General features: G+C 61.9%; 21 protein-coding genes. 3 read left to right on the top strand and 18 right to left on the bottom strand.

The window, feature by feature from the left end; all coding sequences use genetic code 11:
• Positions 1-127: 127 nt before the first annotated feature.
• The 3 genes from xseA (at position 128) to leuA (ending at position 4,407) form a co-directional block, all read left to right on the top strand.
• Complete coding sequence (gene xseA, locus AC09SL_RS18745) at positions 128-1,507, top strand: exodeoxyribonuclease VII large subunit (protein ID WP_058542539.1); 1,380 nt, start codon at positions 128-130, stop codon at positions 1,505-1,507.
• A 3-nt stretch (positions 1,508-1,510) separates the two neighbouring features.
• Positions 1,511-2,332, top strand: coding sequence for a peptidoglycan DD-metalloendopeptidase family protein (locus AC09SL_RS18750; protein WP_058542538.1), 822 nt, complete (start codon positions 1,511-1,513; stop codon positions 2,330-2,332).
• A 395-nt stretch (positions 2,333-2,727) separates the two neighbouring features.
• Positions 2,728-4,407, top strand: a complete 1,680-nt coding sequence (gene leuA / locus AC09SL_RS18755) for a 2-isopropylmalate synthase (RefSeq protein ID WP_058542537.1) — start codon at positions 2,728-2,730, stop codon at positions 4,405-4,407.
• Between the two features lie 206 nt (positions 4,408-4,613).
• Here leuA and AC09SL_RS18760 read toward each other — a convergent pair whose 3' ends face one another.
• The 18 genes from AC09SL_RS18760 to iscU form a co-directional block, all read right to left on the bottom strand.
• The gene (locus AC09SL_RS18760) at positions 4,614-5,033 is read right to left on the bottom strand and encodes a hypothetical protein (protein WP_058542536.1); all 420 of its coding nucleotides are present in this window, start codon (positions 5,031-5,033) and stop codon (positions 4,614-4,616) included.
• A 68-nt stretch (positions 5,034-5,101) separates the two neighbouring features.
• On the bottom strand, positions 5,102-5,893 hold the full coding sequence (locus AC09SL_RS18765) for an amidohydrolase (RefSeq protein WP_058542543.1): 792 nt from the start codon (positions 5,891-5,893) through the stop codon (positions 5,102-5,104).
• The gene (locus AC09SL_RS18770; protein WP_058542535.1) at positions 5,881-7,029 is read right to left on the bottom strand and encodes a pyridoxal phosphate-dependent aminotransferase; all 1,149 of its coding nucleotides are present in this window, start codon (positions 7,027-7,029) and stop codon (positions 5,881-5,883) included. Before AC09SL_RS18770 ends, AC09SL_RS18765 begins: the two co-directional genes overlap by 13 nt.
• Positions 7,030-7,212: 183 nt before the next feature.
• Positions 7,213-8,685, bottom strand: a complete 1,473-nt coding sequence (gene der / locus AC09SL_RS18775) for a ribosome biogenesis GTPase Der (protein ID WP_058542534.1) — start codon at positions 8,683-8,685, stop codon at positions 7,213-7,215.
• 134 nt (positions 8,686-8,819) lie between these two features.
• Positions 8,820-9,971 (bottom strand): outer membrane protein assembly factor BamB, encoded by a 1,152-nt coding sequence (bamB, locus tag AC09SL_RS18780; protein ID WP_058542533.1) that lies wholly within the window; start codon positions 9,969-9,971, stop codon positions 8,820-8,822.
• Complete coding sequence (locus tag AC09SL_RS18785) at positions 9,964-10,605, bottom strand: YfgM family protein (protein WP_058542532.1); 642 nt, start codon at positions 10,603-10,605, stop codon at positions 9,964-9,966. The genes bamB and AC09SL_RS18785 overlap by 8 nt, the downstream gene beginning before the upstream one ends.
• 40 nt (positions 10,606-10,645) lie before the next feature.
• Positions 10,646-11,935 (bottom strand): histidine--tRNA ligase, encoded by a 1,290-nt coding sequence (hisS, locus tag AC09SL_RS18790; protein WP_058542531.1) that lies wholly within the window; start codon positions 11,933-11,935, stop codon positions 10,646-10,648.
• A 22-nt stretch (positions 11,936-11,957) separates the two neighbouring features.
• Positions 11,958-13,067: a flavodoxin-dependent (E)-4-hydroxy-3-methylbut-2-enyl-diphosphate synthase gene (gene ispG / locus AC09SL_RS18795; protein WP_003185136.1), complete on the bottom strand. Its 1,110-nt coding sequence runs from the start codon at positions 13,065-13,067 to the stop codon at positions 11,958-11,960.
• Between the two features lie 3 nt (positions 13,068-13,070).
• On the bottom strand, positions 13,071-14,102 hold the full coding sequence (locus tag AC09SL_RS18800; RefSeq protein WP_058542530.1) for a RodZ domain-containing protein: 1,032 nt from the start codon (positions 14,100-14,102) through the stop codon (positions 13,071-13,073).
• Positions 14,102-14,860: a type IV pilus biogenesis/stability protein PilW gene (pilW, locus tag AC09SL_RS18805; RefSeq protein ID WP_058542529.1), complete on the bottom strand. Its 759-nt coding sequence runs from the start codon at positions 14,858-14,860 to the stop codon at positions 14,102-14,104. The genes AC09SL_RS18800 and pilW overlap by 1 nt, the downstream gene beginning before the upstream one ends.
• A gap of 12 nt (positions 14,861-14,872) precedes the next feature.
• On the bottom strand, positions 14,873-16,021 hold the full coding sequence (gene rlmN, locus AC09SL_RS18810; protein WP_053118626.1) for a dual-specificity RNA methyltransferase RlmN: 1,149 nt from the start codon (positions 16,019-16,021) through the stop codon (positions 14,873-14,875).
• Positions 16,022-16,049: 28 nt separating this feature from the next.
• Positions 16,050-16,475: a nucleoside-diphosphate kinase gene (ndk, locus tag AC09SL_RS18815; RefSeq protein ID WP_042727994.1), complete on the bottom strand. Its 426-nt coding sequence runs from the start codon at positions 16,473-16,475 to the stop codon at positions 16,050-16,052.
• 88 nt (positions 16,476-16,563) lie between these two features.
• Complete coding sequence (gene iscX, locus AC09SL_RS18820; RefSeq protein WP_058542528.1) at positions 16,564-16,764, bottom strand: Fe-S cluster assembly protein IscX; 201 nt, start codon at positions 16,762-16,764, stop codon at positions 16,564-16,566.
• Between the two features lie 13 nt (positions 16,765-16,777).
• Positions 16,778-17,119 carry an ISC system 2Fe-2S type ferredoxin gene (fdx, locus tag AC09SL_RS18825; RefSeq protein WP_058542527.1) on the bottom strand — a complete coding sequence of 114 codons (342 nt, stop codon included), beginning with the start codon at positions 17,117-17,119 and terminating at the stop codon, positions 16,778-16,780.
• 3 nt (positions 17,120-17,122) lie between these two features.
• Complete coding sequence (gene hscA / locus AC09SL_RS18830; RefSeq protein WP_058542526.1) at positions 17,123-18,985, bottom strand: Fe-S protein assembly chaperone HscA; 1,863 nt, start codon at positions 18,983-18,985, stop codon at positions 17,123-17,125.
• 50 nt (positions 18,986-19,035) lie between these two features.
• A complete protein-coding gene (gene hscB, locus AC09SL_RS18835) occupies positions 19,036-19,557 on the bottom strand; it encodes a co-chaperone HscB (RefSeq protein WP_058542525.1) in 522 nt (173 codons plus the stop codon).
• Between the two features lie 8 nt (positions 19,558-19,565).
• Positions 19,566-19,889, bottom strand: coding sequence for an iron-sulfur cluster assembly protein IscA (gene iscA / locus AC09SL_RS18840; protein ID WP_030139597.1), 324 nt, complete (start codon positions 19,887-19,889; stop codon positions 19,566-19,568).
• A gap of 25 nt (positions 19,890-19,914) precedes the next feature.
• Positions 19,915-20,301 carry a Fe-S cluster assembly scaffold IscU gene (iscU, locus tag AC09SL_RS18845; RefSeq protein WP_003185157.1) on the bottom strand — a complete coding sequence of 129 codons (387 nt, stop codon included), beginning with the start codon at positions 20,299-20,301 and terminating at the stop codon, positions 19,915-19,917.
• Positions 20,302-20,344: the final 43 nt, after the last annotated feature.

Genomic DNA, 20,344 nt, shown 5'->3' on the forward strand with positions numbered 1-20,344 from the left:
TGGTGGCGACGAGCAAGCCGGCGCCCACATCGAAACCAAGGGAATGGAGCATTGTACAGGGCCGGCTCTCGGAAGGTTTTTCGGTGAGCATGGAGATTGAGCGGCGAATACCCTTATCATGCCGCCCATGATTAAAGATCCCTTTGCCCGACTGGGCCTGGACCGCGAGGTCCTGACTGTCAGCCAGCTCAACGGCCGTGCGCGGGTGTTGCTCGAAGACGTGTTCAGCAACATCTGGGTCGAGGGCGAAATCTCCAACCTCGCCCGTCCGGCCTCCGGCCATGTGTACTTCACCCTCAAGGACAGTGGCGCCCAGGTGCGTTGCGCGCTGTTCCGGCAGAATGCCGCGCGGGTGCGCCAGGCCTTGAAGGACGGGCTGGCGGTGAAAGTGCGCGGCAAGGTCTCGCTGTTCGAAGGCCGTGGCGACTATCAACTGATCCTCGACACCGTCGAGCCGGCCGGCGATGGTGCGCTGCGCATGGCCTTCGATGCCTTGAAGGAAAAGCTCGGTGCCGAGGGCCTGTTCAGTGCCGAGCGCAAGGTGCCGTTGCCGGCCCATCCACAACGCATCGGCATCATCAGTTCACCCACGGGCGCGGTGATCCGCGACATCATCAGCGTGTTCCGCCGCCGCGCGCCGCAGATCGCCCTGACGCTGATCCCCACCGCCGTGCAAGGCCGCGAAGCCACCGCGCAAATCGTCCGTGCCCTGAAGCTGGCCGACGCCCGTGGTTTCGATGCGCTGATCCTGGCCCGGGGCGGCGGTTCGCTGGAAGACTTGTGGTGCTTCAACGAAGAAGCCGTGGCCCGGGCCGTGGATGCCTGCGTCACGCCGATCGTCAGCGCCGTGGGCCATGAAACCGACGTATCCATCAGCGATTTCGTCGCTGACGTACGTGCCCCGACCCCGTCCGCCGCCGCCGAACTGCTCGCACCGGATGCCGGTGATCTGGTGCGCCGGGTCGAAAGCCTGCACCGGCGGCTGGTGATGCGCATGCGTGACCGGCTGATGCGCGATCAACTGCGCCTCGAAGGCCTCACCCGGCGCCTGCGCCACCCCGGTGAACGCCTGCGCCAGCAAGCCCAGCGCCTCGACGACCTGGATATGCGCATGCGCCGGGCGTTCGAACGCAGCCTCAATACCCGCCGCGAACGCCTGATCCGCCTGGAAACCCGCTTGGCCGGGCAACACCCCGGCCGGCAATTGGCGTTGCTGCGCCAGCGCCTGGACAGCCTGGCCGAACGCCTGCCCCGGGCCATGCGCGAAGGCCTGAAAACACGCCGCGTGCAATTGCACAACCAGATGCAGACGCTGCACATCGTCAGCCCCCTGGCGACCCTCGGCCGGGGCTACAGCATTTTGCTGGACGAGCGCGGCCATGCGATCCGCAGTGCCGGACAAACCCAGACCGGCCAGCGCCTGACCGCCAAGCTCGGCGAAGGCCAATTGCTGGTACGGGTCGAAGACAATCACCTGACGCCGGTCACCCTTTCTTTACTGGATTGATTCATGCCGCGATATCTCGCCCCCTTGCTCTTGCTGTGCCTGACCTTCAACGCCCACGCCGACAGTTACATCACCCGCCTGCTGAACAAGCCGGTGCCCGGTGGCGTGGCCGTGGTGGACCTGGGCAGCGCGGCCAAGGCACCGAAAGCCAGTTACCAGGGCAAGCCAGTGCTGGTGGTCAAGGAACAGGACAACTGGCTGGCGATTGTCGGTATACCGCTGACGGTCCAGCCCGGCACCCAGCGGATCAGCAGCGGCGGCGGCACCCACCCGTTCGTGGTCGGCTATAAAAAGTACCCCGAGCAACACATCACCCTGAAGAACAAGCGCCAGGTCAATCCGAACCCGGCGGACCTCAAACGCATCAACGCCGAACTGGCGGTGCAACTGAAGGCCTACCGCCGCTTCAGTCCGAACATCCCCAGCAACCTGCTGCTGGACAAACCGGTCAATGGTCCGATGTCGAGCAAGTTCGGCGTGCGGCGCTTCTTCAACGGCGAAGAACGCAACCCCCACGCCGGCCTGGACTTCGCCGTCCCCGCTGGCACGCCGATCAAGACCCCGGCCGCCGGCAAGGTGATCCTCATCGGCAATTACTTCTTCAATGGCAACACCGTGTTCGTCGACCATGGCCAAGGCTTCATCAGCATGTTCTGCCACATGTCGAAGATCGACGTGAAGGTCGGCCAGCAACTGGCCCGGGGCACCGTGGTGGGCAAGGTCGGTGCCACCGGCCGCGCAACCGGCCCGCACATGCACTGGAACATCAGCCTGAACGATGCGCGGGTGGATCCGGCGATCTTTATCGGCGCTTTCCAGCCCTGAGTTTTTGCGGTGAGGCTACTGGCCTCTTCGCGGGCTTGCTCGCGAACGGGCCAGCGGCATCGTAACTCTTCGTCATGGATTGCCGAGTGGCAAGCATCGACGCAATAAAACTACAAATACCTCATATTCACGCGATTAAATCTCGCAAACCCGCCTAAAAACAGAACTTATCTCAATTTTTTCCGACTGCTTGCGATCCGCCTTCCGCGCGGTTAGGGTTGAGGGCATGAAAACCTCTCACACCCTCATTCAGCTTCGCCAGCACCGCAGCCTGTGCCTCGTCAGCGCACGACTGCCGGGCTGAATCGCGGCACCTCGTCCCGGCTGTGAAGCCACCCCCATTCGAACCACCGGCAGGCCGCCTTTTTCCGGCCACGACAATAAAGGACTTTCCCATGAGCATGCTCAAAGACCCGTCTTCCAAATACCGTGCCTTCCCGACCATCAACCTGCCGGATCGCACCTGGCCGTCGAAGACCATCACCGCCGCGCCGATCTGGTGCAGCTCCGACCTGCGCGACGGCAACCAGTCGCTGATCGAGCCAATGGACGCGGTCAAGAAGCTGCGCTTCTGGAAAACCCTCGTCGCGGTGGGCGTGAAGGAAATCGAAGCATCGTTCCCGGCCGCTTCGCAGACCGACTTCGACTTCGTGCGCACCCTCATCGAAGAAGGCCACATCCCGGACGACACCACCATCCAGGTGCTGACCCAGGCCCGTGAAGACCTGATCGCCCGCACGTTCGAATCCCTGCGCGGCGCCAAAAAGGCCATCGTCCACCTGTACAACGCCACCTGCCCGTCGTTCCGCCGCATCGTGTTCAACCAGGACAAGGAAGGCGTGAAGGAAATCGCGGTGAACGCGGCCAAGCTGTTCGTCAAATACGCCGCGCAGCAGCCGGAAACCCAGTGGCAGTTCGAGTACTCGCCAGAGACTTTCAGCGCCACTGAGCTTGAGTTCGCCAAGGAAGTCTGTGATGCGGTGATCGAAGTCTGGAACCCGACGCCCGAGCGCAAGGTGATCCTCAACCTGCCCGCTACCGTGGAAGTCGCCACCCCGAACATCTATGCCGACCAGATCGAGTGGTTCCACCGCAACATTACCCGTCGTGACAGCGTGCTCATCAGCCTGCACACCCACAACGACCGTGGCACCGGCGTGGCCGCTACCGAACTGGGCCTGATGGCCGGTGCCGACCGCGTCGAAGGCTGCCTGTTCGGCAACGGCGAGCGCACCGGTAACGTCGACCTGGTGACCGTGGCGCTGAACCTCTACACCCAGGGCATCAACCCTGAGCTGGACTTCTCCGACATCGACGGCGTGCGCAAAGTGGTCGAGGAATGCAACCAGATCCCGGTGCACCCGCGTCATCCGTACGTTGGCGACCTGGTCCACACTGCATTCTCCGGCTCGCACCAGGATGCCATCCGCAAGGGCTTCGCCCAGCAGAAATCGGACGCCCTGTGGGAAGTGCCGTACCTGCCGATCGACCCGGCCGACATCGGCCGCAGCTACGAGGCGGTGATTCGCGTCAACAGCCAGTCGGGCAAGGGCGGTATCGCCTACCTGCTGGAACAGGAATACGGCATCAGCCTGCCGCGTCGCATGCAGATCGAGTTCAGCCAGGTGGTACAGCGCGAAACCGATCGCCTGGGCCTGGAAATGACCGCCCAGCAGATCCACGCCTTGCTGCAGCGTGAATACCTGCAAGCCAACACCCCGTACGCGCTTGTCAGCCATCGCCTGCAGGAAGAAAACGGCAACAGCGCCGTGGAAGTGGAAGTGGCGAGCAAGGGTCAGGGCGAGACCAACCTGCACTGGCGCGGCAAGGGCAACGGCGCGCTGGAAGCGCTGGTGGCCGGCCTGCCAGTTCCGGTGGAGATCATGGACTACAACGAACACGCCATCGGCGCCGGCACCAATGCCAAGGCGGCGGCGTACATCGAACTGCGGGTCAACGGCGAGCGTGCAGTGCACGGCGTGGGCATCGATGAAAACATCACCACTGCCAGCTTCAAGGCGCTGTTCAGTGCACTGAACCGTTCCCTGAGCCAGCCGGAAGCCAAAGCGGCCTGATCGTTCGGCTGAAATGCAAAAAGGCCCTGGGGTGAGAACCCCGGGGCCTTTTTGTTTGGCTTGATTTTGGGCGGGCTGTTCCGACGCCTTCGCGAGCAAGCCCGCTCCCACAGGCGTTTCCTGGCGGGCACAAAATTTGTGTCCGCCGCAGGTCCACTGTGGGAGCGGGCTTGCTCGCGAAGGGGCCCTACCAGACGGCAGGGATGTCAGGCATGGGTATCGATCGAAACAGTCATCGCCTGCAACAGCGCGGCCTGCAGGGTCTGCAATGTGGCTTGGGTCGCCATGATCTGAGTCTGGATCGCCATGGTTTCCTGAGCTTTTTGCTCCTCATCGGCGCGGCTTTTTTGCACCCGTGCCAACTGGGCTTGCTGTTCGGCCAGCAACTTCTCGGTCTGTTCGATCTGCTTCTTCAGTTGTTCGATGACATCGCTGCTGCCGCTGCTGCCACCCGCACCTGCGATATTCGCGCCACTGGTGTCGACTTCCAGTTTCTTGTCTTTGTCTTCACTGCTATCAGTCGATGCCACTGGACTGGCCGCTTTCTCTTCTTCAGCTCCGCGAATGGAGACTTTGGGAGCTGACGATGGATAAGGATTGACGGTGGTTGCGCTGATACTGGTCATAGGGACTTCTCCTTGGCTGACCGGTTATCGGCACGCAACCCCGTTCCTGAAGGGCTGAATCGTTTCAATCAGATGAATTCGAACCGATCGGCATCCAGGTTCGCCGGAAACCGCGTGCGGTAGGCCGCCAGGTCCGTCGCGCTCAAACACACCTTGAACACACCATCCGCTTCGCCAGTGCTGAGCAGGGTTTCGCCCTGGAAATCCAGCACCTGGCTGTCACCGGTGTAGGCAAAGCCCTTGCCGTCAGTACCGACTCGGTTCACCGCCGCCACGTAGCACAGGTTCTCGATCGCCCGGGCCGGCAACAGCCGGTTCCAGTGCAGACGCCGCGCTCCGGGCCAGTTGGCGGTGTACAGCAGCAGGTCGGTGTCCTCGGCGTCGCGGCTCCAGACTGGAAAGCGCAGGTCGTAGCAAATCAGCGGACGAATCCGCCAGCCCTTGAGCTCGAACAGCACTTGTCGCTCACCCGGGGTGTAGTGGTTGTGCTCCCCCGCCATGCGAAACAGGTGGCGCTTGTCGTAATGCAGCACTTCTCCATCCGGGCGCGCCCAAAGCAGGCGATTGCGATGGCTGCCGTCAGCGGCCTGGATGATCACACTGCCGGTGATCACCGCGTCCAGCTTCGCCGCCTGGACCTTGAGCCATTGGCGCGTCGGGCCGCTCTCCGGCTCCGCCAGGGTCTCGGACTCCATGGAGAAACCCGTGGTGAACATCTCTGGGAGGATGATCAGGTCAACCCCGCGCGCCTGCTCGAGCAGCGCTTGGAAATGTTCCAGGTTGGCCCGGCGGTCGTGCCAGGCCAGGGTGGTCTGGACCAGGGCAATGTCGAGGTCTGGCAATGTACTCAAATCACGCATAGTTTTTCCGCCGCTTCGCGCAGCGTCTCCTCACGCTTGGCAAAGCACAGGCGCACCAGGCGCTGGCCTTGTGGTGGGTGCTGGTAGAACACCGAGATCGGAATCGTCGCCACGCCGTGCTCACGGGTCATCCACAGCGCCATCTCGACGTCATTCAGGTCCGGGCGAATCTGCGAATAGTCCACCAACTGGAAATAAGTGCCGGTCACGCGCTTGAAGCTGAACCGCGACGGCGCCAGCAGATCGCAGAACAGGTCGCGCTTGGCCTGGTAGAAGTCCGGCAATTCATCGACGTGTTCCGGATGCTCGGCCATATAGTCAGCCAAGGCGTACTGCAACGGCGTCACGCCGCAGAAGCTGACGTACTGGTGCACCTTGCGCAGCTCCGCCGTCAGGGCCGCTGGCGCCACCACGTAGCCGGTTTTCCAGCCGGTGACGTGGTAGGTCTTGCCGAACGAACTGACCACGAAGGCGCGGCGGTACAGCTCTTCATGGGCCAGGACGCTGGCGTGGGCGACGCCGTCGAACACCAGGTGCTCGTAGACCTCGTCGCTGACCAGGTAGATATCACGGTCACGAATCAGCGTGGCCAATTGATCCAGCTCGGCGTGACTGATCAAGGCGCCACTGGGGTTGTGCGGCGAATTGAGGATGATCATGCGCGTACGCGGGCTCAGGGCTTGGCCGAGCTTCTCGAAGTCGATGGCGAAGTCATCCAGGCCCAATGGCACGTGCACGCAATGCCCGCCGGCCAATTGCACGGCAGGCTCGTAGCTGTCGTAGCTGGGGTCGAAGACGATCACTTCGTCGCCGCTGTGGACCACCGCCGCGATGGCACAGAAAATCGCCTGGGTCGCGCCGGGGGTCACGGTGACTTCCTGATCGGCATCGACACTGGCGCCGTAGCAGCGGGCGATCTTCGCAGCGATCTGCTGGCGCAGCGCCGGCAGGCCGGTCATGGGCGAGTATTGGTTATGACCTTGGGCAATGTGCCGGCCGACCGCATCGCGCAGGGCCTGCGGGCCATCGAAATCAGGAAACCCCTGGGACAGGTTCAGCGCGCCCGTCTGCGCGGCGAGCTGGGACATCTGGGTGAAAATCGTGATGCCGACATTCGGCAACTTGCTGGTGATCATGAAGGGTCCCTGCTCTGCACCCGGCTCAGGTGCGGCGCGGGAGAGCTCGAGGATAGCCCAATCGCCGGGCATGAAAAAGGGTGCCACCCAGGGCACCCTTTTCTTGTCACCGAATCGCAGGAAAACTCTGTGGCGAGGGAGCTTGCTCCCTCGCCACAAAAGCGGTCCCGGGAGAAGCCTGGGTCAGCGCTTGTCGCGGCGCTTCTTGTCGGCCTTCTTGTGGTGCGACATCAAGCGGCGCTTCTTGTTGACCTGGCGGTCGGTGAGCGTGTTCTTGTTGCCTTCGTACGGGTTTTCGCCGCCCTTGAACTCGATGCGGATCGGCGTGCCGACCAGCTTCAGGACGCGACGATAGGTGTTCTCCAGGTAACGAACGTACGACTTGGGCACCTTCTCGATCTGGTTACCGTGGATCACGATAATCGGCGGGTTGGCACCGCCCAAGTGGGCATAGCGCAGCTTGATACGGCGGTTGTTGACCATCGGTGGCGCGTGCTCGCCTACCGCATCTTCGAGGATCTGGGTGAGGCGGTTGGTCGGCCAGCGGGTCACCGCCGACTTGAACGAGTTCTGCACCGAAGCGTAGAGGTTGCCCACGCCCGTGCCGTGCAAGGCCGAGATGAAGTGGATGTCGGCGAAGTCGACGAAGAACAGGCGGCGCTGCAATTCGACCTTGACGAAATCCCGTTCGCTCGGCGTCATGCCGTCCCACTTGTTGATCGCGATGACCAACGCACGACCGGCTTCCAGGGCAAAGCCCAGCAGGTTCAGGTCGTGATCGACCACGCCTTCGCGGGCGTCCATCACGAAGATCACCACGTTGGCGTCTTTGATCGCCTGCAGGGTCTTGACCACGGAGAACTTTTCAACTTCTTCATGGATCTTGCCGCGCTTGCGCACACCGGCGGTGTCGATCAGCGTGTACTTCTCTTCGTTACGCTCGAAGGGAATGTAGATGCTGTCGCGGGTGGTGCCGGGCTGGTCGTAGACGATGACCCGGTCTTCACCGAGCATGCGGTTGACCAGCGTCGACTTGCCCACGTTCGGCCGGCCGATGATGGCGATCTTGATCCCGTCTTTTTCGCTTGGGCCCGGAATGCGCTTGGCTTCCTCGCCTTCGGCAACGATCTCTTCCTCGCCCTCTTCCGGTTCTTCCTCGTCGTCCTTGGGGAAACTCTCCAGGGCGATTTCCAGCATCTGGGTGATGCCACGACCGTGGGCGCCGGCGATCGGGATCGCCTGGCCCATGCCCAACGGTGCGAATTCGGCGCGGGCCATGTCCGGGTCGATGTTGTCGACCTTGTTGGCGACCACATAGGAACGCTTGTTACGCTTGCGCAAATGCTCGGCGATCATCTGGTCGGCGGCTGTAAAACCGGCCTTGGCGTCTACCAGGAACAGCACCACATCGGCTTCTTCAATGGCGAGCAGCGACTGCTCGGCCATTTTTTCGTCCATGCCGTGTTCATCACCGGAGATGCCGCCGGTGTCGACCAGAATATAGGTACGCCCTTGCCACTTGGCCTCACCGTATTGGCGATCACGGGTCAGACCGGACAAGTCGCCGACAATGGCGTCGCGAGTCCTGGTCAGGCGGTTGAACAAGGTGGACTTGCCGACGTTCGGTCGGCCCACCAGGGCGATTACGGGAACCATGCGGCTCTCCACTTCGTTATTTCAGAAAATACAAAAGCCGCTGCGAGGCAGCGGCTGGTGCTCGGGGCAGTCTGTGCAAGCCCTGCAAACCTTGTGAACAAGGCCGCTTGGGGGGATTAGCCCCAAGCATAGTCTTACTTGATGGTCAGGGCTTCCAGTTTGCCGCTGTTGCCATACACATAGATCATGTCGCCCACCACCAGCGGACGGGCACGCAAGCCGTCGCTGTCGATGCGCTCACGGCCGACGAAACGACCGTCCACCTGGCTGAGCAGGTGCAGGTAACCTTCCATGTCACCCACTGCGACGTAGCTGGAGAACACTTCCGGGGCCGACAGTTGACGACGGGCCAGGGAGTCGTTGCTCCACAATGCGGTGGTGGAACGCTCGTCGACGCCTTCGACGGTGCCCGAGGACAGGCTCACGTAGACGCTGCCAAAACCTTGGGCGACACCGGCGTAACTGGACGCATCGCGCTGCCACAGCGCACGACCGCTTTCCAGGTCCAGTGCTGCAACGCGGCCCTGGTAGCTGGCGACGTACAACGTACCGCCGGACAGCAGCAGGCCGCCGTCGATGTCGACCACGCGCTCCAGTTCCGAACGACCTTGCGGGATCGCTACGCGCTGTTCCCAGACCGGCACGCCGTTGGAGATATCCAGGGCCACCACTTTACCGGTCGACAAGCCAGCCACCGCCAGGCGGTTGGTGACGATCGGCGCGCTGGTGCCGCGCAGGGTCAGTACCGCCGGGGTGCTGTCGTACAACCAGCGTTGGTTGCCGGTGGCAGCATCCAGGCCGATCAAGCGATCATCCTGGGTCTGGACCACCACCACGTCACCATTGGTGGCCGGCGGTGCGAGCACTTCACTGCTGACGCGGGCGCGCCATTTCTCTTCACCGCTGCTCGCGTCCAGGGCGACGATCTCGCCCTTGAGCGTGCCGATCATGACCAGGCCATAACCCACGCCAACGGCGCCGGAAACAGGCAGTTCAAGATCTTTCTTCCATTTGACGTCGCCGTTCATGCGATCCATGGCCATGACGACGCCCGTGACGTCGCCGGCATAGAGGGTGTCGCCATCAATGGCTGGCACCAGCATGTTGTAGGTTTCACCCTGGCCATCGCCGATGGAACGGCTCCACTGCTTCTGCAGCACGACTTCTTCTTTGAAGTCGGTCAGTTCGGCCGGAGGCAGTTCTTTCTTGCTGTTGCTGCTGCAACCCGCGGCCAGAATGGCCAGAGCCAGCAATGCTGCATGTTTCCAACGGATCACGTCACGCATCCCCTTTGGCCAGGTCGTCCAGCTTGATTTGCAGGCCACCGACTGCGGCTTCATCCGACAGCGCAGCCTTGGCTTTTTGGTAGGCCGCATGGGCTTCATCGGCACGGCCCAGCTGTACCAGCAGGTCGCCCTTGAGTTCCTCGCGGGTCGCCAGGAATGCCTTGTCGGCATCACCGTCGAGCAGCTTCAAGGCGTCTTCGGCCTTGTTCTGTGCCGCCAGCACCTGCGCCAGGCGCTGACGCGCCACTTCGCCCAGGGTCGGGTTGGCCGGTTCGTCGACGATACCTTTGAGCTCGGTGGCCGCGTCGTCCAGCTTGCCGCTGTCCACCGCTACCTTGGCCACGAACAGGCGACCGAACTGCGCATAGGCGGTGCCGCCGAATTCCTTGTCCAGCTTGCCGGCCAGGTCCACCACGCGGGCAGCATCAGGCTTGCCGTCCGGGGTCAGGGTGGTTTCCAGCAATTGCTGGTAGAGCACCGAGGCGCCTTGCGACTGGTTGCTCTGGTATTTCTGGTAGGCCTGCCAGCCGAACACGATGACCAGCGCCAACAGGCCGCCAGTGACCAGCGGCTTGCCGTTGCGCGTCCACCAGTCCTTCAAATCCGCCAGCTGTTCATCTTCGGTACTCGACACCCCAATACTCCTTAATCGCTAAATCGGCTGTTTGACAGCTTCAACCCTGCACGACGCAGGTGGCCAGGTGTGCAGCAAGCGCATCCCAGGCAATGCTTTGTTGTTCGCCCTGGCCACGCAGGGGTTTGAAACCTACCACTTGTTGGGCCAGTTCGTCGTCACCGAGGATCAGTGCATACAGCGCACCGCTCTTGTCGGCCTTCTTGAACTGGCTCTTGAAGCTGCCGGCGCCGGCGTTGATCTGCAGGCGCAGGTTGGGCAACTGGTCGCGGACCCGCTCGCTCAACGTCAGGGCCGCCAGTTCGGCTGCTTCACCGAAGGCGCACAGGTAAACGTCGACCTGACGGGCCAGTTCCTCTGGCACCTTGTCCAGGGCCTCAAGCATCAGCACCAGGCGCTCGATGCCCATGGCAAAGCCCACGCCCGACGTCGGCTTGCCGCCCATCTGTTCTACCAGCCCGTCGTAACGGCCACCGGCACACACGGTGCCCTGGGCGCCGAGCTTGTCGGTGACCCATTCGAATACGGTCTTGCTGTAGTAATCCAGGCCACGGACCAGTTTCGGGTTGATCACGTAGGGAATGCCGGCGGCGTCCAGACGGGCCTTGAGCCCCTCGAAATGCACGCGGGACTCTTCGTCCAGGTAGTCGGCCATTTTTGGCGCACCCACCAGTACGGCCTGGGTGTCCGGGTTCTTGGTGTCCAGTACCCGCAGAGGGTTGGTCTTCAAGCGACGCTGGCTGTCTTCGTCCAGCTTGTCCAGGTGGGCGCTAAGAAACTCCACCAAGGCTTCACGGTAGCGGCCACGGGACTCGCTGGTGCCCAGGCTGTTGAGCTCAAGCTTGACCGCATCACGGATGCCCAGCTCGCCCCACAGGCGCCAGGTCAGCACGATCAGTTCGGCGTCGATGTCCGGACCGTCAAGGTTGAACACCTCGCAACCAATCTGGTGGAACTGGCGATAACGGCCTTTCTGCGGGCGCTCGTGACGGAACATCGGGCCGATGTACCAGAGTTTCTGCACCTGGCCGCCGCCGGTGATGCCGTGTTCGAGCACCGCACGCACGCAGGCCGCCGTGCCTTCTGGGCGCAGGGTCAGGGAGTCGCCGTTGCGGTCGTCGAAGGTGTACATCTCTTTTTCGACGATGTCGGTCACTTCACCGATGGAGCGCTTGAACAGCTCGGTGAACTCGACGATCGGCATGCGGATCTGTCGGTAGCCGTAGTTATCCAGCAGGCGCGCCACGGTGCCCTCGAAATAACGCCACAGGGGCGTCTGCTCGGGCAGGATGTCGTTCATGCCACGAATGGCTTGCAGGGACTTGCTCACGTGTATTCCTTAATCTTTCGACTTAACCGCGCGCGATGACCGCTGCGTCGGCTTCGACCTTTTCGGCCGCTTTCTGGCGGATCAGCCGTTCCAGCTCATCCACCAGATTGTCATTCGTCAGTTTCTGCGACGGCTTGCCGTCGATGTAAATCAGGTTCGGTGTACCGCCAGTCAGGCCGATGTGGGCCTCCTTGGCTTCGCCCGGCCCGTTGACCACGCAACCGATGACCGCGACATCCAGCGGCACCAGCAGGTCTTCGAGGCGCCCTTCCAGCTCGTTCATGGTCTTGACCACATCGAAGTTCTGCCGCGAGCAGCTCGGGCAGGCGATGAAGTTGATGCCACGGGAACGCAGGTGCAGGGACTTGAGAATGTCGTAGCCGACTTTCACTTCCTCGACCGGGTCGGCCGCCAACGAGATACGGATGGTATCGCCAATCCCTTCGGCGAGCAGCATACCGAGGCCGACGGCGGATTTCACCGTGCCCGAACGCAACCCACCGGCTTCGGTGATGCCCAGGTGCAGCGGCTGGACGATTTCCTTGGCCAGCAGACGGTACGCTTCGACGGCCATGAACACGTCGGAGGCCTTCACGCTGACCTTGAAGTCCTGGAAATTCAGGCGCTCGAGGTGCTCGACGTGGCGCAGGGCCGACTCCACCAGTGCCGCCGGGGTCGGTTCGCCGTATTTCTTTTGCAGGTCTTTTTCCAGGGAACCGGCGTTCACGCCGATGCGGATCGGGATGCCCCGGTCGCGGGCGGCATCCACCACGGCACGTACCCGGTCTTCGCGACCGATGTTGCCCGGGTTGATGCGCAGGCAGTCGACGCCCAACTCGGCCACGCGCAAGGCGATGCGGTAGTCGAAGTGGATGTCGGCCACCAAGGGGACCTTGACCAATTGCTTGATCTTGCCGAACGCCTCGGCGGCGTCCATGTCCGGCACGGATACGCGCACGATGTCGACACCGGCGGCTTCCAGGCGGTTGATTTGCGCGACCGTGGCGGCCACGTCATTGGTGTCGCTGTTGGTCATGCTCTGCACAGCGATAGGCGCATCGCCGCCCACGGGCACGTTGCCGACCCAGATCTTTCGGGATTCGCGACGCTTGATTGGAGATTCGCCGTGCATGACTTATTGACCCAACTTCAGGCGAGCGGTCTCGCCACTGGTGAACGGAGCGATGTCGACCGGCTGGCCGTTGTAGCTGACCTGCGCGCCACGGGCATAACCCAGGCGTACGGCAAAGGGTGGCTTGCCGTTGACGGAGGTGCTGTCGCCCTTGCGCTTGAGGCCACTGAACAGCACCTTGCCGTTACCATCGGTGATCTGCGTCCAGCAGTCGGCGACAAATTGAATCTGTACCTGGCCTTCACCCGAGACCGGGGCGGCTGGAGCGGCCGGAGCCACTGGCGCCGCCGGGACGGCTGGAGCGGCGTGGGCCGCAGGCGCAGCCACGGTTGGCGCTGGTACGCTCGGTGCGGCTGGCGCCGTGGCAACCGGAGCACTGCCGGTGATCGGTGCAGCCGGCGTTGTTGGTGCGTCTGGCGCTGGCACAGGTGGCTCGGCACCCGCCTGGGCATCGGCGGCGTCCTGGCTTTGTGGCAACGCCAGGGTGGTTTCGCCAGCGGCCTGCCCTTCGACGACAGCCTGGTCTTCCGGCTCGTCCAGCGGATGGATCTGCGTAGTGCCGTCGGCACCCTCGACCTCAACGTGCTCAGGGTTCATGACGACTGGCTCCTTGTTGCGCAAGGACGCCTGCTCCTGCCACCAGACAAAACCGCCACCAATCACCGCGATCAGCAGCAACAGGCTGACGATTCGCAAAATGGTGTGGGAAACACGAACCGGCTCCTCGATGTGTCCCAGGCTGTGCACGCTGCTGCCCTGGGCATCGGAACCGGTGTACTGATCGAATTGCTGGACCAGCAAGGTCTGGTCCATGCCGAGCAACTTGGCATAGGCGCGGATATAGCCCCGGGCAAAGGTATGCCCAGGCAGCTTGTCGAACGCGCCCGCTTCCAGATTGCCCAAGGAAGCCACGGTGAGATTGAGCTTGAGGGCCACTTCGGCCAGCGACCAGCCATTGTTTTCGCGGGCTTGACGCAGGGTCTCACCGGGATTTACGCGAGTCGCTGCTACAACTTCGGGATGCGCCGCTTTCATCATTGCTCCGACAGGTATTGCTGATATTCCGGCGTACCGGGATAGAGTCTTTTGAGTTGCAAGGCGTAACTTGCAGCCTTGTCGCGATCTTCAAACACATGTGCCAGCCGAACGCCGAGCAATAGACTACGTGCATTTTGCTCGCTCAGCAGGTTAAAACGTTCGTAGTAGTCGCGCGCGGGCACATAATGCCTGTCTTCGTAAGACAACTCAGCCATTTCCAACAGCGCCCGCGGCTGCTGGCGGTTGAGCCGCAACGCCTTTTCCAGATGCTGGCGGGCCAGGTCACGCCAGCCCAACTGCGAGGCTGTCATGCCGAGGTTTTCGAAAACCCGCGAACGCTCAGGGTAAAGGGTGTCGGCGGCAGCCTGCTCGAAGCGCTCGTAGGCGTCCTTGTAGCGCTTCTGCTCGAAAAGAAAGCTGCCGTAGTTGTTCAGGATCCGTGCGTCTTGCGGGCGAGCCGAGAGCGCCTTGCGAAAATGCTCATCGGCCAGCCCCGGCTCCATCTCGGCCTGGAACACCAGGGCCAGGGCCGCATTGGCATCGGCGTCGGAGTCGTCCAGTTCCAGGGCTTTCTTGAGCGGCACCTTGGCCCGCTCGGTCATGCCCTGCTGCAGGTAGCCGATGCCCAACTGCACGTAGGCCACACGGGCCTCGTCGCGCCCTTTGCTGGTCCTCATGGGGTTGTAGTCACCCGACAGGACACAACCGGAACAAAGGCCGGCCAACAGCAAAACGAGCGCGAAGCGCAGGGACATAGAGTTCCTCTCTTAGTGACTGTTCGCAGCGTTTTGCACTGCATCGTCCGCGGCGTTCAACTCACGCACGGCAATGTAGCGCTCGCTGCGACGGGTGCGATCCAGCACCTGTCCTACCAATTGGCCACAGGCGGCGTCGATGTCTTCGCCGCGGGTGGTGCGCACGGTGACGTTGAAGCCGGCGTGGTGCAGCTGATCCTGGAAGCGACGAATCGCGTTGTTGCTCGGACGCTCGTAACCGGAATGCGGGAACGGGTTGAACGGGATCAGGTTGATCTTGCACGGGATGTTCTTGAGCAGCTCGATCATCTCGACCGCGTGCTCGACCTTGTCGTTCACATCCTTGAGCAGTGTGTACTCGATGGTCAGCACGCGCTTTTCGCCCAGGGACGACATGTAGCGCTGGCACGACTCGAGCAGCATCTTAAGCGGATACTTCTTGTTGATCGGCACCAATTGGTTACGCAATGCGTCATTGGGTGCGTGCAGCGACAACGCCAGGGAGACGTCGATGTGCTTGGCCAGCTCATCGATCATCGGCACCACGCCGGAGGTGGACAGGGTCACGCGGCGCTTGGAGATGCCGTAGCCCAGGTCGTCCATCATCAGGTGCATGGCGGAAACGACGTTGTCGAAGTTCAGCAGCGGCTCACCCATGCCCATCATCACCACGTTGGTGATGGCACGGTCGACGGTCGCCGGGACGCTGCCAAAGGATTTGTTGGCAATCCACACCTGGCCGATCACTTCGGCGGCGGTGAGGTTGCTATTGAAGCCTTGCTTGCCGGTGGAGCAGAAACTGCAATCCAGGGCACAGCCTGCCTGGGACGAAACGCACAAGGTGCCGCGTTTGCCCTGGGGAATGTACACGGTCTCGACGCAGCTGCCGGACGCCACGCGCACCACCCACTTGCGGGTGCCGTCGCTGGAAATGTCCTGGCTGACCACTTCGGGGCCACGAATCTCGGCAACAGCCTTGAGCTTTTCGCGCAGGGCCTTGCCGACATTCGTCATGGCGTCGAAGTCGTCGACGCCAAAGTGGTGAATCCATTTCATCACCTGGCCGGCACGGAAACGCTTCTCCCCGATCGAGTCGAAGAATTTCTCCATTTCCGGCTGGGTCAGGCCCAACAGGTTGGTTTTGCCGTTCGATGTAGTCATGGATTCACCTTCACTCAAAAGCCTGGGCTTAGCGAGTGGTTACTTCAGTAGCGGAGAAAAAGTAAGCGATTTCGCGAGCAGCAGCGGCTTCGGAGTCCGAACCGTGAACGGCGTTGGCGTCGATGGACTCAGCGAAGTCAGCACGGATGGTGCCGGCAGCGGCTTCTTTAGGGTTGGTAGCGCCCATCAGCTCACGGTTGCGAGCGATAGCGTTTTCACCTTCCAGCACCTGAACGACAACCGGACCGGAAGTCATGAAAGCAACCAGCTCACCGAAGAAACCGCGCTCGCTGTGCTCAGCGTAGAAGCCTTCGGCTTCGGCTTTGGACAGTTGCTTCATTTTCGAAGCTACAACGCGCAGGCCAGCGTCTTCGAAACGGGTAACGATCTTGCCGATCACGTTTTTAGCAACGGCGTCAGGCTTGATGATGGAGAAAGTACGTTGAACAGCCATGGTGTAACTCCAGAAACGGTAATTTGCGAAAAATTAAACCCGCGAATTATACGCGGGTTCAGGGGTATTGCCTAACCTGCCGGGTCGATCAGTCGATTTCTTCGATCCAGAGCGTCTGGACCGCTTCCAAGACCTTCTCGCCACAACGGCCAGAGGTACTGTCGAAACCGGGAAGCTCCATGATCCAGTGCTGCAGATCGACGAAATTGACCTTCAGCGGATCCACGTCCGGCTTGGCTTCGGCCAGTTCTTCTGCGATGCGTTGTACATCATTCCAACCATAGCTCATGACAGTGTCACCATCAGTGCGGCGCTTCGGCCGCATGGTTAAGCGAATATCTCGGGATCTCGACGGTCAGGTCTTCGGTGCCGACGATGGCCTGGCAACCCAGGCGCGACTGCGGCTCAAGCCCCCAGGCACGGTCAAGAAAATCCTCTTCCAGCTCGTCAGCCTCTTCCAGCGAATCGAAGCCTTCACGAATGATGCAATGGCACGTCGTGCAAGCACAAACGCCGCCACAGGCACTTTCCATCTCGATATGGTGCTCATGGGCCAGCTCGAGAATCGAGATTCCGGGCTCAGCCTCCACGACCATGCCCTCCGGACAGAACTTCTCGTGGGGCAGAAAAATCACCTGCGGCATCAGTTATTCCTCGATTTCATTCAGGTTGCGCCCCGCCAGGGCGGCTTTCACCGTCGAGTCCAGGCGGCGGGCAGCAAAGGCATCGGTGACGTGCGACAGACGCTTGGTCTGTTGCTCGATGGCATAACCATCGGTGCCCTTGATCAATTCGGACAGTTCCTGCATTTGCAGTTCGATGACCATGCGCTCTTCAGCGTCCAACAAGCGCTCGCCATCAGCCTCCAGGGCACCTTGCACGGCTTCGATCAGGCGCTGGGCGTCGACCTGTTGCTCGCGCAATACGCGGGCGACCTTGTCGTCGCTGGCGTGCTGGAAGGAATCCTTGAGCATCTTGGCGATTTCGCCGTCGGTCAGGCCATAGGACGGCTTGACCTGGATGCTGGCCTCGACGCCCGAACCCAGTTCGCGGGCGGAAACGTTGAGCAAGCCGTCGGCATCGACCTGGAAGGTCACGCGGATCTTCGCCGCACCGGCGACCATGGCCGGGATGCCGCGCAATTCGAAGCGGGCCAGGGAGCGGCAGTCGCTGATCAGCTCACGCTCGCCTTGCAGCACGTGGATCATCATGGCCGACTGGCCGTCTTTATAGGTGGTGAAGTCCTGGGCGCGAGCAACCGGGATGGTGGTGTTACGCGGAATCACCTTCTCCATCAGGCCGCCCATGGTTTCCAGCCCCAGGGACAACGGGATCACGTCGAGCAACAGCAGTTCGCCGCCATCGCGCTTGTTGCCGGCCAGGGTATCGGCCTGGATCGCGGCGCCGATGGCAACCACCTGGTCCGGGTCGATTTCAGTCAGCGGCTGGCGGCCAAAGGCCTCGGCAACGGCTTCGCGAACCCGAGGTACGCGGGTCGAACCACCGACCATGACCACGGCCTTGACGTCCTCGAGCTCCACACCGGAATCACGCACGGCACGGCGGCAGGCCTTGAGGCTGCGGGCGACCATGGGTTCGATCAGAGCATCGAAGGCTTCGCGGGTCAGCGCGGCTTTCCAGTCGCCATAAGCGACTTCAACCGTGGCGGCGTCGGTCAAGGCTTCCTTGGCGGCGCAGGCGGTTTGCAGCAACTGGCGCTGCGCACCCGGGTCGAGGTCAGCGGACAAGCCGGCTTGCTCGATGATCCAGCCAGCGATGGCGTGGTCGAAATCATCGCCGCCCAGGGCGCTGTCGCCGCCGGTAGCCAGGACTTCGAAAACACCGCCAGTCAGGCGCAGGATGGAGATATCGAAAGTGCCGCCGCCCAGGTCGTAGATGGCGACCAGGCCTTCGGCATGCTGGTCCAGGCCATACGCCACCGCAGCGGCGGTCGGTTCGTTGAGCAGGCGCAGCACGTTCAGGCCGGCGAGCTTGGCCGCATCCTTGGTGGCTTGGCGCTGTGCGTCGTCGAAATAAGCCGGGACGGTAATGACCGCGCCCACCAATTCACCGCCCAATGCCGCTTCGGCGCGCTGGCGCAGGACCTTGAGGATGTCGGCGGAAACCTCTACCGGGCTTTTCGGGCCTTGTACGGTTTCGATGAACGGCATGTGGGATTGGCCACCGACGAAGCGGTACGGCAGTTGGTCGCCCAATTGCTTGACGTCGGACAGACCACGACCCATCAAGCGCTTGACCGACACGATGGTGTTCAAAGGGTCGGTGGCGGCGGCCAGCTTGGCCGACTCGCCCACTTCAACGCGATCGGCGTGATAGCGTACGGCGGACGGCAGGATCACCCGCCCCTGCTCGTCGGCCAGCGGTTCGGAAAGACCGCTGCGCAAGGCAGCGACCAGGGAATTGGTGGTACCCAAGTCGATCCCGACAGCCAGGCGACGCTGGTGCGGTTGTGGACTTTGGCCGGGTTCGGCGATCTGCAGTAGGGCCATCGTAATCAGGACTTATCTGTAATCAGGCGTGCGACCGGAGCGGCACTGGGTTAATCGTCGAGGCGCTCTTCGAGCTGGCGCACTTCGTAGGTGAGCTTGTCGAGGAACTGCATGCGCCGCATCAGGCGTTCGGCCTGTTCGCGTTGCGCGGCATCGTTCCAGCAGGCTGCGAAGCTTTCGTTCACTTCTAGCTGGGCGTCTTTCAAGCGACGCTTGAATACCGCGACACCGGCCAGGTCGGCGCTGTCCTGCAGGTCTTCGAGCTCTTCGCGCCATTGCATCTGCTGCAAAAGAAACTCGGGATCGTGGACCGTGACCTCCAGCGGCAACTCATGGCCGCTGATGGCGAGCAGGTAACGCGCGCGCTTGGCTGGACTCTTGAGTGTCTGGTACGCCTCGTTGAGGTTCGCAGACTGCTCGAGCGCACGCCGCTGCTCCGCCTCGGAAGCATCGGCAAAGCGGTCGGGATGGACGCCACGGGCCAATTCAAGGTAACGCGCGGACAACTGATCGAGATCCAGTTGGAACGCGGGCTGCATCTGGAACAACGCAAAATGACAAGGAGTACCCACAAGCCGCCTCAGATGTTGAAGCTTTCGCCGCAGCCACATTCACCGCGCACGTTGGGGTTGTTGAACTTGAAGCCTTCGTTCAACCCTTCCTTGACGAAATCCAGTTCGGTGCCGTCCAGGTACGTCAGGCTTTTCGGGTCGATGATCACTTTCTGACCATGACTCTCGAACACCTGGTCGTCTTCACCGACTTCGTCGACGAATTCCAGTACATAGGCGAGGCCGGAACAGCCCGTGGTGCGAACACCCAGGCGGATACCCTCGCCCTTGCCGCGCCCTGCAAGGGAGCGCTGCACATGCTTAGCTGCCGCTTCTGTCATCTGGATAGCCATGGAAAACTCCTTACCGTAACGCGGATCAGATCAAGCCTTTCTTCTGCTTGTAATCGCGAACGGCGGCCTTGATGGCGTCTTCGGCGAGTACCGAGCAGTGGATCTTCACTGGCGGCAGGGCCAGTTCTTCGGCCAGCTGGGTGTTCTTGATGGTTTCGGCTTCGTCGAGAGTCTTGCCCTTCATCCACTCGGTGGCCAGGGAGCTGGACGCGATAGCGGAACCGCAGCCGTAGGTCTTGAACTTGGCATCTTCGATGATGCCTTGCTCGTTGACCTTGATCTGCAGGCGCATCACGTCACCGCATGCTGGGGCGCCGACCATGCCGGTGCCCACATCAGGATCCTGCGCGTCCATCTTGCCGACGTTGCGCGGGTTCTCGTAGTGGTCGATGACCTTTTCGCTATATGCCATTTGCTTCAATCCTCATCAGTGAGTCGCTCTGGTGGCGACTTCT

It is taken from the genome of Pseudomonas sp. PF05, assembly GCF_056521845.1.

What these genes read in the sequence shown, in the direction of transcription:
- AC09SL_RS18800 (WP_058542530.1), bottom strand. Translation starts at nt 14,102, where the DNA reads ATGAAAGCGGCGCATCCCGAAGTTGTAGCAGCGACTCGCGTAAATCCC.
- pilW (WP_058542529.1), bottom strand. Translation starts at nt 14,860, where the DNA reads ATGTCCCTGCGCTTCGCGCTCGTTTTGCTGTTGGCCGGCCTTTGTTCC.
- xseA (WP_058542539.1), top strand. Translation starts at nt 128, where the DNA reads ATGATTAAAGATCCCTTTGCCCGACTGGGCCTGGACCGCGAGGTCCTG.
- AC09SL_RS18770 (WP_058542535.1), bottom strand. Translation starts at nt 7,029, where the DNA reads ATGATCACCAGCAAGTTGCCGAATGTCGGCATCACGATTTTCACCCAG.
- AC09SL_RS18760 (WP_058542536.1), bottom strand. Translation starts at nt 5,033, where the DNA reads ATGACCAGTATCAGCGCAACCACCGTCAATCCTTATCCATCGTCAGCT.
- fdx (WP_058542527.1), bottom strand. Translation starts at nt 17,119, where the DNA reads ATGCCGCAGGTGATTTTTCTGCCCCACGAGAAGTTCTGTCCGGAGGGC.
- AC09SL_RS18750 (WP_058542538.1), top strand. Translation starts at nt 1,511, where the DNA reads ATGCCGCGATATCTCGCCCCCTTGCTCTTGCTGTGCCTGACCTTCAAC.
- iscX (WP_058542528.1), bottom strand. Translation starts at nt 16,764, where the DNA reads ATGAGCTATGGTTGGAATGATGTACAACGCATCGCAGAAGAACTGGCC.
- bamB (WP_058542533.1), bottom strand. Translation starts at nt 9,971, where the DNA reads ATGCGTGACGTGATCCGTTGGAAACATGCAGCATTGCTGGCTCTGGCC.
- der (WP_058542534.1), bottom strand. Translation starts at nt 8,685, where the DNA reads ATGGTTCCCGTAATCGCCCTGGTGGGCCGACCGAACGTCGGCAAGTCC.
- ndk (WP_042727994.1), bottom strand. Translation starts at nt 16,475, where the DNA reads ATGGCTGTTCAACGTACTTTCTCCATCATCAAGCCTGACGCCGTTGCT.
- rlmN (WP_053118626.1), bottom strand. Translation starts at nt 16,021, where the DNA reads ATGACTACATCGAACGGCAAAACCAACCTGTTGGGCCTGACCCAGCCG.
- hscA (WP_058542526.1), bottom strand. Translation starts at nt 18,985, where the DNA reads ATGGCCCTACTGCAGATCGCCGAACCCGGCCAAAGTCCACAACCGCAC.
- iscA (WP_030139597.1), bottom strand. Translation starts at nt 19,889, where the DNA reads ATGGCTATCCAGATGACAGAAGCGGCAGCTAAGCATGTGCAGCGCTCC.
- leuA (WP_058542537.1), top strand. Translation starts at nt 2,728, where the DNA reads ATGAGCATGCTCAAAGACCCGTCTTCCAAATACCGTGCCTTCCCGACC.
- AC09SL_RS18765 (WP_058542543.1), bottom strand. Translation starts at nt 5,893, where the DNA reads ATGCGTGATTTGAGTACATTGCCAGACCTCGACATTGCCCTGGTCCAG.
- iscU (WP_003185157.1), bottom strand. Translation starts at nt 20,301, where the DNA reads ATGGCATATAGCGAAAAGGTCATCGACCACTACGAGAACCCGCGCAAC.
- ispG (WP_003185136.1), bottom strand. Translation starts at nt 13,067, where the DNA reads ATGCACGGCGAATCTCCAATCAAGCGTCGCGAATCCCGAAAGATCTGG.